Source organism: Achromobacter sp. SX5 (assembly GCF_056711425.1).
The window spans coordinates 760,841-776,034 of the sequence record NZ_CM160041.1 but is presented as its reverse complement, the minus strand read 5'-3'; the positions used below and the strand labels follow the sequence as shown (position 1 = coordinate 776,034).

10 protein-coding genes are annotated in these 15,194 nt (G+C 68.5%); 2 read left to right on the top strand and 8 right to left on the bottom strand.

Translation table 11 applies throughout. From position 1 onward, the window contains the following. Position 1: 1 nt before the first annotated feature. Both AC1M14_RS03610 and AC1M14_RS03605 read left to right on the top strand, forming a co-directional pair. A complete protein-coding gene (locus tag AC1M14_RS03610; protein ID WP_479731009.1) occupies positions 2 to 4,879 on the top strand; it encodes a type VI secretion system Vgr family protein in 4,878 nt (1,625 codons plus the stop codon). After that, positions 4,860 to 5,477: a hypothetical protein gene (locus tag AC1M14_RS03605; protein WP_247747550.1), complete on the top strand. Its 618-nt coding sequence runs from the start codon at positions 4,860 to 4,862 to the stop codon at positions 5,475 to 5,477. Before AC1M14_RS03610 ends, AC1M14_RS03605 begins: the two co-directional genes overlap by 20 nt. Before the next feature lie 6 nt (positions 5,478 to 5,483). On the opposite strand, the gene AC1M14_RS03600 is transcribed toward AC1M14_RS03605, so the two are convergent. The 8 genes from AC1M14_RS03600 to AC1M14_RS03565 form a co-directional block, all read right to left on the bottom strand. Further along, positions 5,484 to 5,855, bottom strand: a complete 372-nt coding sequence (locus AC1M14_RS03600) for a hypothetical protein (RefSeq protein WP_111825885.1) — start codon at positions 5,853 to 5,855, stop codon at positions 5,484 to 5,486. A gap of 111 nt (positions 5,856 to 5,966) precedes the next feature. Further along, complete coding sequence (locus AC1M14_RS03595) at positions 5,967 to 6,746, bottom strand: DUF3304 domain-containing protein (protein ID WP_479731008.1); 780 nt, start codon at positions 6,744 to 6,746, stop codon at positions 5,967 to 5,969. A gap of 27 nt (positions 6,747 to 6,773) precedes the next feature. Then, positions 6,774 to 7,262, bottom strand: coding sequence for a hypothetical protein (locus AC1M14_RS03590; RefSeq protein ID WP_479731007.1), 489 nt, complete (start codon positions 7,260 to 7,262; stop codon positions 6,774 to 6,776). A 107-nt stretch (positions 7,263 to 7,369) separates the two neighbouring features. Continuing rightward, a complete protein-coding gene (locus AC1M14_RS03585) occupies positions 7,370 to 9,664 on the bottom strand; it encodes a DUF2235 domain-containing protein (protein WP_479731006.1) in 2,295 nt (764 codons plus the stop codon). After that, positions 9,657 to 10,436, bottom strand: coding sequence for a DUF3304 domain-containing protein (locus AC1M14_RS03580; protein WP_479731005.1), 780 nt, complete (start codon positions 10,434 to 10,436; stop codon positions 9,657 to 9,659). The genes AC1M14_RS03585 and AC1M14_RS03580 overlap by 8 nt, the downstream gene beginning before the upstream one ends. Then, positions 10,429 to 11,394, bottom strand: coding sequence for a DUF4123 domain-containing protein (locus tag AC1M14_RS03575; protein WP_102774079.1), 966 nt, complete (start codon positions 11,392 to 11,394; stop codon positions 10,429 to 10,431). Before AC1M14_RS03575 ends, AC1M14_RS03580 begins: the two co-directional genes overlap by 8 nt. A gap of 13 nt (positions 11,395 to 11,407) precedes the next feature. Next, positions 11,408 to 14,284 (bottom strand): type VI secretion system Vgr family protein, encoded by a 2,877-nt coding sequence (locus AC1M14_RS03570; protein WP_479731004.1) that lies wholly within the window; start codon positions 14,282 to 14,284, stop codon positions 11,408 to 11,410. 27 nt (positions 14,285 to 14,311) lie between these two features. Then, entirely contained in the window at positions 14,312 to 15,031 is a 720-nt protein-coding gene (locus AC1M14_RS03565) for a hypothetical protein (protein WP_479731003.1), read from the bottom strand. Positions 15,032 to 15,194: the final 163 nt, after the last annotated feature.

Genomic DNA, 15,194 nt, shown 5'->3' with positions numbered 1-15,194 from the left:
CATGACCGAACGCTCCTCCACGCCGGCGGGTTTCAGCCGCCTGGATGTCGCCTCGCTGTCGCAGAACGCCCGCATGCTGCAGGTGCGCACGCCGCTGGGCGACGCGCTCACCGTCGAACGCATGCAGCTGCGCGAAGGCGTGTCCGAACTGTACGCCCTGACCCTGGACTGCCTGGCGCCTTCGGCCGAGCTGGACATGGAGCCGCTGCTGGGCAAGGAGATCAGCGTCGGCCTGCTGCTGGCCGACGGCTCGCGGCGCCTGTGGCACGCGGTGGTCGAAGGCGTGGATGCGCTGGGCGCCGACGGCGGCCTGGCGCGCTACCGGCTGCACGCCGCGCCCTGGCTGGCCACGCTGCGGCTGCGCCGCGACAGCTTTCTCTACCAGGACAAGACGGTCACCGACATCCTGAGCGAGATCTTCGCCGACTATCCGCTGGCCTCGTTCGCGTTCGAGATCGCCGATCCGCCGCCCGCGCGCCCGGTGCGCACCCAGTACCGCGAAACCGACCTGGACTTCGTGCTGCGCCTGATGGCCGAGGCCGGCCTGAGTTTTCGCTTCGATCATCAGCAGGAAGAGAAACAGGACGGCGCCGGCGGCGGCGCGCAGCACCGGCTGGTGGTGTTCGACGCGCGCGCCGCGCATCCGGCCAATCCCGCGCCCACGCTGCGCTTTCACCGCAGCGACGCGACCGAAACCCAAGACAGCGTCACGCGCTTCGGCGCGGCGCGCGCCATCCAGCCCAACGCGGTCACGCGCGTGGCCTGGAACGAGCGCAAGTTGGTCGCGCACGGCGCACACGCCCAGTCCGGCCTGGACGCGGGCGCGCTGCCGCCGCTGGAAGACTACGACTATGACGGCCACGGCCGCTACGCCGACGACGCGGGCGTCGAACAGCAGGCCGCCCTCAGCCTGCAGGCCCACGAGGCGCGCATGGTGCGCTTCGACGGCGCCGGCACCGCGCGCCAGATGGCGCCGGGCCACGACTTCACGCTGACGCAGCACGACCGCTACGCCGAGGGCTCGGGCCAGGCCGTGGACGAACTGGGCGGCAACCGCTACACGCTGCTGCACGTGCTGCACGAAGCCGCCAACAACCTGGGCAGCCAGGCCGCCCAGGCGCTGGGCGCGGCCGACCTGGAGCGCGGCACGTATCGCAACAGCTTCAGCGCCCAGCCCGCCGCCGCCGCGCTGGCGCCGCCCTGGATCGCCAAGCCCACCGCCCCCGAAGGCGTGACCGCCATTGTCGTGACGGCCCAGGACGAAGCCATTTCGTCCGGCCGCGACCTGCGCATCAAGGTGCAGTTTCCGTGGCAGCGCGGACGGCGTCCGCTGGCCGGCGGCCTGCCCCACCGCAGCCACGGCGACGAAGCAGGCAACGCGCCGGGCGACCACAGCTCCGGCGCCTGGCTGCGCGTGGCCGGCGCGCAGGCCGGCCCCAACTGGGGCGCGCATCACCTGCCGCGCAAGGGCACCGAAGTGGTGGTGGAATTCCTGGACGGCGACATCGACCAGCCCGTGGTCGCGGCGCAGCTCTACAACGATGCCGACCTGCCGCCCTGGTCCGCCGGCGTGGACGCCGAGGCCAACCACCCCGGCACGATCAGCGGCTGGCACAGCCGGGGCCTGGATGGCCAGGGCCACAACCAGTGGCTGTTCGACGACACCGCGGGGCAAGGCCGCACGCGCCTGTCCAGCTCGACCGCCGCATCGCAGCTGGGCCTGGGCCATCTGGTCGAGCAGGCGCCCGAGGCGTCCAGCCGCGGCGCATGGCGCGGCACCGGCTTCGAACTGCGCTCGGATGCCTGGACCGTGCTGCGCTCCGGCCAGGGCATGCTGCTCTCGGCCACCGCGCGCGAGGACGCCCGCTCCACCCAGGCCGACGCGCGCGAGGCGCTAACCCTGATGCGCGGCGCGCAGCATGCCGCGCAACGCATCAACGATGCCGCCGCGCGGCGCCAGGCGCGCGCGCTGGCGGCCACCGATCAATACGACGCGCAGATCCAGGCCATCGACCCCAAGGCCGACGGCCGCTATCCGGACAGCGTGGGTGGCCAGCAGGCGATCAAGGCCAGCGGCGGCGAACGGACCGGCGCCGAACCGGTGGAACGCATCGACGGCGCGCGCATGCTGATCGACGCGCCGAACTCGCTCAACCTGTCCACGCCCGCCTCCGCCATCCTGCACGCAAGCGAAAACCTGCACGTCACCACGCAGGCCGACGGCCACGTCGCCGCGCGCCAGACCTTCGCCAGCGCCTCGGGCCGGTCGACCAGCCTGTTCGTGCAGGACGGCGGCATCCGCGCCGTCGCGGCCAACGCGCCCGTGTCGCTGCACGCGCACACCGACATGCTGGAAATGCTGGCCGGCCAGGACATCACCGTCACGTCCAGCACCGAAGGCATCGAGATCCTGGCGAACCAGCGCATCACCCTGCAGGCGGCGGGCGCCAGCATCGTCATGGACGGCGGCGACATCGTGTTCAAGGGCCCGGGCATGTTCTCGGTCAAGGGCGCCTCGCACAACCTGATCGGCCCGGCCAGCGACGCGGCCGCGCTGCCGGCGCTGCCGTCGACCCAGGTCGGCGACCCCATGATCGTCAGCGCCGAACTGGTGCACCGGCCCAAGGCCAAGGCGCTGGCGCAGGCGCAGACACCGGCGCAGGCCGGCTCGGCGGCCGCGGATGTCGGCGCGGCGGCCGCCCCCGCCGCGCCGGGCGGCGGCGCGATTCCCGCTTCCGCCGCCGACACCGGGTTGGCGGGCCGGGCGTCCGCGCTTGCCGGGCAGGCCGGCGAACTGGCTTCCGGCGCCGCGCAATCGGCCATGGACGCCGCCAACGCCGCGGCTTCGGCGATCGACGGCGCGAAACAGGCCGGCGCAACGGTGATGACCCGCGCCGCGGAACAGGCCGGCGCGCTGGCGCGTTCGACCGTCGACACCGCCACTCCCTCCTTGATGGCCGGGCCCGGCGCAACGGCCGGCAATAGCGCTTCCGCCGCCGGCGGCGGCATGCTGTCCGGCGCGGCCGGCATGCTGGCGGCCGCCGGCGACGCGGCCGGCCGGATCGGCGATTTCGTCAACCCCGCCATGGCGCAGGCCCTGACCGCCAGCGGCGACCGCAATGCGGCGATAGGCGCCGCGGTCAACGGCCTGCTGGGCTCGACCCGCGCCGGGCAATACGGTCTGCCCGCGGTCGCCGGGGCCATCATGCGCGCGCCCAGTCTGGACACCTCCGCGTTGCCGGCCGTGGCGGCCGCGGTGCTGCAGTCGCCGGCCGTCAGCGGCTCGGGCATGCCGGCGGTGGCCGCCACCGTGCTGCGCACGCCCGGCTTCTCCCCCGACATGCTGCCCTCGCCCGTGGCCAAAGTGCTGCAGATGGCGGGCATGCTGCCGGACGGCGCGGCCCAGGGCGCGGGCACGCCGGGCGCCGCGCCGGCCGGCGTCCCCAGCGGCGCGCCCGCCCAGGACGCCGGCGGCGAACCGGCCGTCTCCAACGCGCTCACCACCTACCGCGGCCGCACCGGCGCGCACCTGCAGTTCGTCAACTTCGCCGAAGAGGACGAATTCTGGAACGACGGCGCCGTGCTCATCAGCGAGGACCGCCAGACCGCCAGGCCCAGGATACGGGTCAAGTTCAGCAAGGCGGACGTGCACAAGTTCAGCATCAAGGTCATCGCCGGCAAGGACAACATCGCCTACACCCAGGCCGAAAAAGGCCGCCACGCCGCCTACCGCGGCCCCGAGGGCAAGACCTTCCAGTACCAGACGGACCCGGACGGCACCAAGGTCGTGGACGACATCGCGCTGCCGGCCGCCGGCCTCAATACCTACACCTTCGAGGTGCGCGACGCGCGCAACCAGCGCATCGCCACCGAAACCGTGGAAACGGCCCGCCGCCTGTACATCCAGGAGCTGGTCCTGCCGGGTCCGGACCCGATGGCGCGGGCGCAGGACAACAGCGCCGCCGTGGCCGAATACCGCCGCCACGGCATCGACGTGGCCCACCTGCCGCCGCGGCAGGGCCGCGGGCAGGCGAACTACGACGTCGACCAGGCCGACGCCGACGTTCTGAAAGGCCACGCCCGGGCGGTCTACGACCAGTCCGAAGGACCGAACCACGAGCCCTACACCATCGTCGTCTGCCACGTCGAACGCCTGGCCTTCAAGGCCCCGCAGCACACCATCTACCGCGACGCCTACGCCGGCCCCGGCGAACTCAAGGTCTACGTGCCGCTGGTCGGCGGCGACGGCGCCGTGCACTACCTCTGGCACGGCATCGACAACGACCCCTGGTTCCTGGACGCCACCTTCGAATACACCGACGCGTCGGGCCAGCGCCGCCGCATTCCCATCCCGCCGGATCGCGTCTTCCCCGTGCCTGAAAAACAGGGCGTGCCCGAGCAATGCCGCGGCGTGGGCGTGATCGTCGACGGCCTGACGCCGCAACGCACGCTGGGCAAGATCCACCTCAACGTGCAGTTGATGGACTCGGCGGCCACCGGCGTGGCCTTCCCCGGCACCAACCTGCTGTGCGTCGCGGCGCGCACCCCGTGGGACCCCGCCGACCCGGCCGGACGCCAGCAGACGCTGGTGCACGAGATCGGCCACCTGCTCTACATGGTGCCCGGCGGACCCGCCTGGGCGCAGGCCAACGGCTACGGCGACGACGACTCGCAACTCGAGCCCGGCCCCTACTTCTATTCCTCCCACGGCCGCCATTGCCACTACGGCCTGCGCAAGCTGGCCAATGTCGAGGACTACGCGTACGAGTCGGGCTCCTGCGTCATGTTCGGCATCAGCGGCGCCCCGATACGTTTCTGCCCGGCCTGCGCCAAGGCCGTGCGCAAAGTAGACTTCTCAGATGGCTGGTATTCCTTCTAACCGCGCGCCGCGCCGGCGCCCGCTGCTGGCCGCGCTGTGCGCGGCCGCCGCCCTCGCGCTCGCGTACGCGCCTTCCGGCGCCGCCTCGCCGCCCCCGCCCATGACTACCGACTGGATCGATCCCCCCGCCTTCGCGACCGCCCCCGTGGGCACGACCCGAGAACATGCCTGCATGCCCGCCAACCGCGACGACAGCGAGCCTCAGCTGCACCTGGCCGGCCCCAGCCGGGTCAGCCTCCGGGCGGCGGACAAGCTCGTCGTGCCGGTCTGCGCCCGCGGCATCATCCCCGTCTCCACCAACATGCCGCCGCCCGCCGTCGTCGCGACCGACAAGGCCACGGGCAAGATCTATCGCGGCATCGCCTACCAGCGCAAGCGGCCCCAGCCGCGCGGCATGGACGTCGACATCGCGCCGGGCTCGGTCCCGCCGCGCGACACGCCCATCGATGCCGGCGTCAGCGTCGGCACGCAGTTCAGCACCGACGTCGCCGCGGCCGCGGGGCTGCCGCAGCGCGAAGCCGTCTACGAGGTCTACGTGGAAGCCAACGGCCTGCGCTCGAACGCCGTCACGATCGAGATCCAGGCCGCCAGGCAGTAAGCGCCTTCAGCCCTGCCCGGCCTTGCCGGGCCGGCCCAGGCGCAGCACGCGGTCGCGGATCGACCGCCCATAGGCCCAGCACGACACCGACAAGGCCAGCATCGCGACCATGAGATAGGCGCGGTACTCCATCGGCACGGGATTGAGCGCCGACAGCGTCAGGAAAGGCTCGAAGCCCATGAAATCGCTGGCGGCCAGCGTGCTGAAGAAGAGGGCCAGGACCGGCCCCGTGAAATGCGGGCGTTCGCCGCGCGCGCCCTTGTCCGCCCACGCGAACCAATGGATGAAACGGATAAGCTGGATCGCCACCGCGCATAGCGGCACCACGACGGCGAGCAACAGGACGAGTAAAGCGACGGCGACTTGAGGAGGAAGCATGGGGAGATTTTAGCGGCTGCGGCCCGCAGCAAGCGCAACCTACACGACGCGCCGGACACGAGCACGCAACACCAGCCCGCACACCGCCATTCCTATGGATGCCATGGAACTTCAGCCATTCTTGTCGCCGGGGGCCGTGCCCGTCGCCTTCAGCCTGGCGATCTTCTCTTCGGACATGGAGCCCACCGCCTTGGCGAAATCACCCGGCTTGCGTTCTGGTTTGGCCAACACCGCCGCGATCTCCGGATCGGCGTCGAAATTCGACGCAACCGTGAAATACAGGTACATGTATTGCCGCATGTCCTGCTTGTCCTCGATGCGGTATTTGATCCAGGCCGTCTTGGCCACCTTGGCCAGGACACGCAGGACTTCGTCAATGTCCCGATAATTCTGCAGAACATCGCGATGCTGTGTATACAGCCAGCGGGTGGTATCGACGATGGGAATGCGAACCTGTCCGAGCAGCTTGCGGCTGAGCGCGATTTCCATGTGCTCGTCCGGGTAAATGTGCAGTTCGAGATAAAGCGGACCGTCTCCGGCTGGGATGGCCGAAGAGGGGAAGTGCACAGGTGTTTCCTTATTGAAAACCACCTCGTCCAACGTGCCATCGTCCAAGTGCCTTATGGCTTCCTCTCCATCCATGCCTCTCCATCGCACCTTGAAATCGGTGCCTTTCAGGCGGTAGCAGCAACTCACCGAGCCCTCTCCGCCACCCACGCCAATCGAGACCGTTACAGCCGAGTTTCCCTCGCTGTCCGTGATCTGGATCCTATCCAAATCCCAGGGCGTGTAGTTGTACGTAATGAAGGACAGTCCTCCGTAGCTGGGCTCGCCGTTGCACGCAACGAGCAATCCCAGGCATGTCAGCCCGGCTATCAGGCGTTTGCGCATCGGCATGCTCCCGGTTCATTTCGTCGATTACGGGCGCACCCACTCGCCGCTGTTCCACACGGACTCCGGCACCGCCATGGGCTCGGGCATTTCGGCGGCGGTGGCGAACCGGGCTTGCACCTGGTCCGGCGCCGTGAAACGCAGCAGCAGCACCGCCGCGTCATTCGGGCGCGGGACTTTCAATTTCGCGCTATGCGGAAAGCCATTCCCCTGGCCGTCCGCCGCCCCCCATCGCAACTCGACCGGCTTGCGGCGGCTGTCCGGCCCATAAAGGCAGCCAGGATCGAGCGGGCCCAGCGGCGCCCCGGAAGCCCTTGCGGTCCAATCGCCCGGAAATGCGCCCGATGCGTCCTCCAGCCGGTAGGCAATGTCGGCATCGGTGTCATTGCGGGCCTCGCACAACAGCAACGGCGGCAACAGCGCCGTGTAGGCCCAGCGGTAGGCCGGCGGACCCAAAAACGCGGCCGCCACGACGGAGATGAGGGCAATCCAGGCCCAGCCACGTTTCAGCGTCATGCAATCCTCAACCGATCGAATAACCAGACCGCGATTCCTGAGGAACCCGTGTCCTGTCCCACAGGCGACTAGGGCCTGTTCACACTAAAAGGAGCCATGCACAGGCCCTAGGGGCGAACCGGGACGGAACCGGCCAGTTTGGCGTTCATTTCGTCGACCCGCGACGCCACCTCCTTCTGCAATTTCAGATCGGCTTCCTCGGCCTTGAAATTGGTCTTGCCGAATATGTCCTTTTCACGCACCCGGAAATACATCGACGTGCTGGCCAGCAGGTGATCGGGCCAGCTGCTCAGCATGGCGTCATGCACGAGGAAATCGAACAGCGCCATGACCTTGGGAGGCAGAGGATTCTTTCCCTCGCTCGCCTCGCGCCAGACCTCGAGCAGGCGCCGCTGCATGGCACGCTTGGCCTTCATTTCGGCGAGGAGATCTTTCGGTGTGTCCGCTTCCGTCGGTTCACCGCCGTTTCGCGTTATCACATCGTTGTGCATCTTCTGCGGGTCCCATCCCCAGTTCTCCAAGGCGTTTGCCCGGACGGGATCGGCTCGCCAGTATTCCTCCCTGCGCCGAGCCTCATCCCGCACCTCTTTATCGAGTTCACGATATTCGTCTTCCAGGCGCTTCCATAGTGGCTTGAAGCGCTGCGGCGGCCGTTCGCCGCGGCTGGCGACCGCGCGGTTCCAGCGCTCTTCCTTCAGCGCCTTCAGTTCATTCAGGCGAGCCGTGTTCTCCGGCTTTTTCCGCTCTTCCGGAGGCAGATCCATGACGCGACGGAACTCTTCGTTGTAGGCTGTCTCAGGTGTAAAGAAGTCCCGGTCCTGTATCCACTTTTCGGCCGGATCGGATAAGTCCTCCTTGAACACCGGATCCTGGTACCGCACCGCGAGCCAGCGCAGGAATACTTCCATGTGCGGCATGAAGTCGACGCCGGGCTCGTACTTCACGACTCCGCGATAGGCCTCGACCAGATCGGTGATGTAGTAGCTTTGTCCTCCGTCCTTGATCTGGGCAGCCAATGAGAACTTGGCGTGAGTTGGGAGACGCTTGTCAAACAACTGCTCCATGCTGTACATGCCCACGCCATTCGACAATGCGGCATTCAGCATGTCCCGCAGCGGCACTCGCGACAGTTCCGTGCGCGAGCCCAGCGAGCCCTCGGGACTGACGCCCATCACGTCGCCGCTGGATCCGGGATAGAGGTATTGTTCCCCACGGGTCTTCTCCAGGCTGTCCAGGCGCTGATTCGCACGCAGTTCGTGCGCGGCGGCGAAATGAATGCATTTCCCGACAGCGCCTGGCACGGTCAGCGTACGGTCCTTATGCGTTTGCTTGAGCAGATCCATAAATGGAACGAACTCGAGGAAGGCGTTCTCGTCCATGATGGACGCCACCGAATCCAGCAGGCCCAGGAAGCGTATCTGGATCTCCGCGCCGCGCGCGCCGTTCTGCCCGGGAAAGACCAGATCCCTGTCATGCCGGCGACGGTACTTCTTGACAACGTCGTTGACGAACTGACGGGCGATGACGCCGCCCCGGTCGCCGCCGAACACCGAAATCTCTATCCGCCGCACATTGTTCATATCGGCGCTTACAGCCTCGTGGGCCGCCTTGAGTTGGCGCAGCGCCGCGTCCACGCGCTCGTCCACACCCGTGCCCAGGTAGTAAGCCACGGTCTCGTTGTCGCGTACGACCGGAACGCCTTCCAGCGCGGTGGACTTGACGATTTCCTTGCCCGCTGTCCACGCGGCCTTCAGGGGATTCTTCTTGAATCCGCTCCAGAATCCCCGGACGGTGCCTTTTGCGCGGTCGGCCATGCGCTCCGGATCCCACGCATTCCAGATCCGGACGACCTTGTCAGGCAGCGTCTTGACGTCTTTCACGACGTCCTTGTAGGCCTTTACCATGGGCTGGAACGAGCCGTCCTTGATCGCTTTCTGCGTGGCGCCTTTCGCCCGCTTCATTACGTCGTGCTCAGGGATCTCGTCGAGCCGCGTAATGTTCATGGCCGCGTTTTTCGCGTGCTTGGCCGTCTCGCTGACCATCTTCCTGCCGGCTACCGTCGCGGCGTAGATGAAATTGTCGCGCTTCGCGTCCTCGTTCAGCTCGGTGCCCAGCCCCGAATAGTAGAAGCGGAACCAATATTGATTCACCGGTATGCCTTCGTCGTCGTGCGCGTAATGCGCCTCCCAGAGCCTGCATATATTGGAATAGAACGTGGGATGCTCACTGTCTAAGTCCCGGTGACGGCCAAACCCATCGAAGAAGAATCCGATGCGCAGCACCGCGCCGCATTCGTTGCAGTCCTGCCTGGGATAAGCGGCTTCGTTCTCCGCCATCTTCTTGAGTACGGAGGCCGGCGTGCGATCAACCGACGGCAATCCGCCGGGTTCCATGTCAGCCATTCTTGTCTCCAGGGGCCGTACCTGTCGCCTTCAGCTTGGCGATTTTTTCTTCGGACATGGACTCCACCGCCTTCGCGAAATCACCCGGCTTGCGTTCTGGCTTCGCCAACACCGCGGCGATCTCCGGATCAGCGTCGAAATTCGATGCAACCGTGAAGTACAGGTACATATATTGCCGCATGTCCTGCTTGTCCTCGATGCGGTACTTGATCCAGGCCGTCTTGGCTACTTTGGCCAAGACACGCCTGACCTCGGCGCTACTCCGGAAATCCTGCAGCGCATCGCGATGCTGTGAATACAGCCAGCGGGTGGCGTCGACGATGGGGATGCGAACCTGGCCGAGCAGCTTCCGGCTAAGCGCGATTTCCATGTGCTCGTCCGGATAGATGTGCAGTTCGAGATAAAGCGGACCGTCTCCGGCCGGGATGGCCGAAGGGGGAAAGTGCACAGGCGTTTCTTTGTTGAACATCACCTCGTCGAACTTGCCATCGTACATGTGCTTTCTGAGTTCCTCCCCGTCACCTCCTGTCCATCGCACCTTGAAATCGGTGCCTTTCAGCTTGTAGCAGCAGCTCACCGATCCCTCCCCACCGCCAGCTCCAATAGAACCCGTTGCAGCAAAGTTCCCCTCGCGGTCCGTGATCCGAATCCAGTCCAAATCCCAAGGCGTGTAGTTGTACGTAATAAAGGACAGCCCTCCATAGCTGGGCTCGCCATTGCAGCCCACCAGCATTCCCAGCCAAAGCAACAAGACAATCACGCTTTTACGCATCTTTCTCCTCCGCCCGCGGCAGGCTGTCCCACACCGCGTCAGGCACGTCCGCCAATGCTTGCGACAGGCCCGGGCCGCGGCCCTTGAACGCGCGCAACGCCGGCTGAATCGCCTCGTGTTCATCGAAACGCGGGGAAATGGTGATTCCCCACGCCACATAGTCCAGCATGTCGCGCTCGGTCTCCACGCCATAGGCGCGCGCCCGCGCCATCTGCTCGAGCACGCGCGCATGCAGCTCATCCTGCCGCATATCGCTGCCCAGCACGCCCAGGTAGATTCGTCGGATCTGCTGGGCCAGCTTGTCCGGATAATCGAGATCGAGCAAGGCTTGATGCTGCGCCAGGCTGAAGGCATGCGGACGCGGCAGGCCGGCCGCGCTTGCGCGGACCGCGCCCGGGCCGCTCCATTGCGCGACGGAGCCATCGCGCCGCAAGTAACGCAAGCGACTCAAGGGCGCCAGGAACCGCTCACGTTCTGCGTCGCTCCACACCAGGAACGCCCTGTCCAGAATGCGGCTGTCGTAGAAGTGCAGGTAATACTCGCGGCCGTCCGGCAGGCTGTAGTCGCCGAAATAGGCGCAATGCGCCATCAGTTCGGGCAGGGGCAGGGGCGACAGGATGTACGTCACCGCGAACTTTCCGCCGTCCGTCTCGTGCAGCCTGCGCAGCAGGCGCAGCAGTTCGGAGCCGCGCGTAGCCTCCGTATCGAGCCTCAGCTCGGAACGCGTCAGATCGTCGACTTCGATCAGCAGGGGCTGGATTTCGCCGTAAACGGCCAGTTCGGTGCCCAGCCAGACCGAACCGTAGCTGAGGTCGGCGCTGGCGCGCACGGGTTCGGCCAACTCCGCGCGGCCACGAAAATCGACCAGCAGGTAGGCGTTGACCATCACGCCCGTTTCGGCCGAGAGCGTTTCGGCCTGGCGCAGCATGCCGCCAAGCAGGGCTTTCCAATCCGTCATGCCTCGACCCGCCTCATGCCTTGTCCGTGATGGACTGCACGCCATCCTGCGCATCCAGCACGCATTGCTTGCAGACGGTGAATTGCGGGAAGGCGTAAGGCATGCGGTCCGGGCCGGCGAACTGCTTGTTCCCCGTCTTCACATCGATCTTCCCCGGCGCCGTCACCGTGATGTTGCCGCCTTCGAGCACGATGCTGGCCCCGGCCGCGGTCGCGATGCGGATGCGCTTGGGCGCGGCCCACTCGACGAAGGTCTGGGCGCTGCCTATCCGGATGTCCTGCTGCGCCTTTACGCTGAGCGTGTCGTGCTGGGCCTGCACCTGCACGTCGCCGGTGGCGGAGATCAGGTCCAGTCCGGAGTCGGCCCCGCCCTGCTGCAGCCCGGCGACGATGCCCAGGCCCTGGCCGGTATGCAGGCGCAGCGCGCCCATCACGGCCAGGTTCTGGTCCTTGCCGGAGGACCAGTGCACGGCTTCGCCGGCGGTGTATTGCAGATGCTGGCCGGCGACCTGCGCCAGCCCGGCGCGGGCCGCCATCAGCACCACGGGATCGGTGGGGTGCGGCACTTTGCCGGCCGCGGCTTCGGTGTGCTTGGCCGCGGCGTCGCCGCGCGCGCCGTCCAGACTGTCGCCGGCGACGGTGCCCGACACGCTGCGGTGCATGGCGGCCAGGGGCGCTTTGCCGTCGTCCAGCGTGCTGGATTCCGGGCCCTTGGTGCCGATCGCGGCCGCCAGGCGCAGGCCCTGGTGGGCGCCGAGCACGCTGTCCAGCGAGCGCGCCATCTGGTCGGTCTGGCCGGCCAGCGCCTGCAGGCCGGCGGCGTCGCCCACCGGGCCGGCGCCGCCGCCCGAAGCGGCGTAGGTGCTGAGCAGCACGCCGGCGCCGCCGCGCACGGCGCCGTAGGCGTCGCTGCGCAGTTCCGCGCCCAGGCCGCGCAGGCCGCCGCGGTAATTGCCGGCCTGGTGGATCAGGTGGCCCAGGTTGAGTTCGCTGGCCGCCTGGCTGCTCTTGATCTGCATGCGCAGCTGGCCGTCGGTGTCGTCGAAGACGATCTGGTTGTAGCCGGAGCCGCCGAATTCCTTGCTCTTGAAGCCCGAGAGCGCCGCGGCGTTGCGATGGTTTTCATCGCCGGCGCCGGCGCCGTGCCAGGCGGGCGCGTTGCCGCCGGCCAGGTTGGCCTGGGCGCTGGGCATGCCGTCGCGCGCGGCGGCATAGACCTGCATGTCGACCTCGCCGCCCTGGCGTCCGCCGGGCGTGGCCGGCGTGCCGCCTTCGCCGCGGCCGTTGTAGAGCGCGCCCACCACGATGGGCTGGTCCACGTCGTCGTCCAGGAAGCGCACCAGCACTTCCTGCCCGATGCGCGGCACGAAGCTGATGCCCATGCCGGCGCCGGACTGGCGCTGCGCCACGCGGACCCAGCGGCTGCGGGCCTCGCCCTCCTTCGCTTCGCCCTGCCAGTGAAAGCGCACGCGCACGTCGCCGCGCTTGTTGCGCAGGATCTCGTCCTGCGCCTTGGGCCGGGCGCCGCCGTCGGCGTCCGTCACCACGGCGGTATGCACGCCATGCACCGAGGGCGCGCCGCTCAGGCGCGCTCCGCGCGCCTGCGGCAGCTCGGGGCGCCACGGACGGTCGCAGCGCACGGCTTCGAAGCGGTTGGCGTAGCCGATCTCGCGCGCCTGGGCCAGGACTTCGGCGCCGGCCGACGACGCGGCGTCCGCCGGCGTCGCGCCGCCCGGCGGCAGCGGCGCGTCTTCGTCCAGCGACAGGTGCGCCTCCAGCCCGCCCAGGCGCTGCGCCAGCGAGGCGCGTGTCTCGGGCGGCAGGTTGTTGATGCCCACGTGTTCGACGCGGTCCAGCGCGAACACCGGCTCGAACCCTTCCTCGTCGGCCGGCCCCAGCGACGACATGGCCTGCAGCGTGAACCGCGTGCCCGAGCGGAAGGTGCGCACGCCGCCGCGGCCGACGAAGGTCTCGGCGCTGGCGCGCACGGCCTCCATGGCCAGGGTGGCCTGGCGCCGGGCCTGGGCCTCGTCGGCGAAGCCGCCGTGGCCCACGGGCTCATACCATTCCAGGCCGGCCGCCTCGTCCGCGCCGCCGGCCGGGTTGACCAGCGCCTCGGCCGCCACGGCGCGCTTGGCGCTGTCGTGCCAGCCCAGGACGGTGATGCGGTCGGGCACTCGGCGGCGCCGGCGCGCCAGCGCCTGCACGGTGTCGCGCGATTCGGTGGCCGCGGCGCGATGGAAGCGCACGCCGCCGCCGGCCGACTCCGCGTCTTCCTGCAGGCCGCGGCTGTCGGCAAATATCAGCAGCGCATGCCTGGCGGGCGCCTCGGCGTCTTCCACCACCGTCCAGCCCAGGCCGGCCTCGGCCAGCAGGCGGCTGAGGAATGCGTAGTCGGTCTCGCGGTATTGCGTCACGTAGGGGCGCGGCGCCAGGTCCGCCAGCGCGGGCGCCACGTCGGGCGCGACGCGGTAGACATAGCCTTCGTATTCCGCCAGCACGTGGCGCACGATGTCCAGCACGGCGGTGGATTCGAAGATGCGGCTGGTGCGCCGCTGCGTGGCCAGCCATAGCCACGGCACCACGGTCAGGCGGTAGCGCGCCAGGCCGGCGTCGCCGGACAGCAGTTCGGCTTCGCGCACCACGCCGCTGCGGCCGGCGCGGCTGCCGTCGGCGCGCGTGGTCCACAACGTGACCGGGCGCGCGATCATGTCCTGCAGGGACAGGCCGGCGTCGTCCGCCAACACCACGATGCGCATCTGCGCCACGCCGGACAGGGCTTCGCGACCGATCCAGCCTTCCACCTGCAGCGACGCGAGCGCGCCCTCGCCTTCCAGGCTGTAGAGGCGGGCGTCGGAACTGAACAGGCCAGCGGTCGCGATCGGATCCATTACGGGTAAAAACCTTTTTCCAGGGGCTCAGGGCTCGATGTTGGCTTGCGGATTGGGGCACTCGGGCGCAGTGCCCCAATGGCCCGCGCAGACCCGCAGCCGGCATTGCTCGCTTTCCAGGAACCCCAGCTTGCGGCATTGCTCCAGGCGCGCCGGCAGCGGCGAACCGGGCAGTTCGCGCACGAAGATGCCGTCGCTCTTGTAGACCTTGGTGCCGGGCGGCGAAGCGGGAGGCAGCCCGTAAGACATCAGCGTGGCCAGCAGCGCCGCGTCGGAATCCTTGCTCTGCGGCTGCTTGGCGCGCGGTGCCGGCTGCGGGCCGGCGGCGTTCGCGGCATGCTGCGCGCGCCGCACCGTGGGCCCGGCATCCTTGGGCGCAGACAGCGCGGCCTGCGGCGGCGGCGGCGCGGCGGTGACCGCCAGCGCCGAAAGCGGGTTTTGCGCAACACGGGCGTCGTCGTCCTGGCGCGTCAACTGCGCCAGGGGATGATCGTCGATGATGGCGGCCGCGGCCGGCGGCGCCTCGGCCTCGGCGGGACTGGCGGCGGGCGCCGCGGGGACATCCGGCGCGACCGGCACGACCCGCGCGCTGGGCGCGTCGGCCAGCGCCACCACGGGCGGCTCGGCCACATCGAACACGGCATACAGGCCTGCGCCCACGGCGCCCGCCACAAGCAGCGACAGCAACAGCAGCGGCGCGCGCGAACGGCGCCTGGGCGCGAGATGCTTGACCTCGGCGTCCGGCACGCGGCCTTCGAGCGCGGCAAGAATGCGCGACGACCCGCCATCATCCGCAGACGATGCGCGCCCTGCAAGCAAACTAGGAACGGAGGTCGGTGATCGCGATCTTTTTTCGTCTTCTGCCATGCGAAGTCCCGTGTTTTCAGGGAAGCCAGCGCCCTCCCGTAAC

Bases quoted from the DNA above. Each gene is read 5' to 3' on its own strand.
- AC1M14_RS03610 (WP_479731009.1), top strand. From the start codon at position 2: ATGACCGAACGCTCCTCCACGCCGGCGGGTTTCAGCCGCCTGGATGTC.
- AC1M14_RS03605 (WP_247747550.1), top strand. From the start codon at position 4,860: ATGGCTGGTATTCCTTCTAACCGCGCGCCGCGCCGGCGCCCGCTGCTG.
- AC1M14_RS03600 (WP_111825885.1), bottom strand. From the start codon at position 5,855: ATGCTTCCTCCTCAAGTCGCCGTCGCTTTACTCGTCCTGTTGCTCGCC.
- AC1M14_RS03595 (WP_479731008.1), bottom strand. From the start codon at position 6,746: ATGCGCAAACGCCTGATAGCCGGGCTGACATGCCTGGGATTGCTCGTT.
- AC1M14_RS03590 (WP_479731007.1), bottom strand. From the start codon at position 7,262: ATGACGCTGAAACGTGGCTGGGCCTGGATTGCCCTCATCTCCGTCGTG.
- AC1M14_RS03585 (WP_479731006.1), bottom strand. From the start codon at position 9,664: ATGGCTGACATGGAACCCGGCGGATTGCCGTCGGTTGATCGCACGCCG.
- AC1M14_RS03580 (WP_479731005.1), bottom strand. From the start codon at position 10,436: ATGCGTAAAAGCGTGATTGTCTTGTTGCTTTGGCTGGGAATGCTGGTG.
- AC1M14_RS03575 (WP_102774079.1), bottom strand. From the start codon at position 11,394: ATGACGGATTGGAAAGCCCTGCTTGGCGGCATGCTGCGCCAGGCCGAA.
- AC1M14_RS03570 (WP_479731004.1), bottom strand. From the start codon at position 14,284: ATGGATCCGATCGCGACCGCTGGCCTGTTCAGTTCCGACGCCCGCCTC.